The following is a 272-nucleotide window of genomic DNA, read 5'->3' as shown; positions in this document are numbered from 1 at the left end:
CAGATATCAAATGGTCAACCTGGGCAATGGTCCAGCACGCCGTGTCGCAACTGGACTTCGACTTTTACAAGTACGGCACCTGGAAGCACATGCGCGCGCGCAGCATCATCAATGATCCGCAATGGGAAACCTGGTTGCGACAGGCATGACCCGTCCTCTCCAGGCATACCTGTAACAAGCACTCCAATAATAAAAAAGTAGCGGGTGACCGCGTGTTCCTTTTCCTGCTTGAGTTTTATCCGATCACTTATCCATAGCCAGATCCTGAAATT

The 272-nt window shown here is 50.4% G+C and carries 1 pseudogene; it reads left to right on the top strand.

The annotated features are described in order from the left end of the window. Positions 1 to 149, top strand: a pseudogene (locus ALO43_RS29485) (choline/ethanolamine kinase--aminoglycoside phosphotransferase); the annotation flags it as partial. Positions 150 to 272: the final 123 nt, after the last annotated feature.

Source organism: Pseudomonas tremae (assembly GCF_001401155.1).
Lineage (GTDB): Bacteria > Pseudomonadota > Gammaproteobacteria > Pseudomonadales > Pseudomonadaceae > Aquipseudomonas > Aquipseudomonas tremae.
This window is presented reverse-complemented; position numbering and strand designations above follow the sequence as displayed.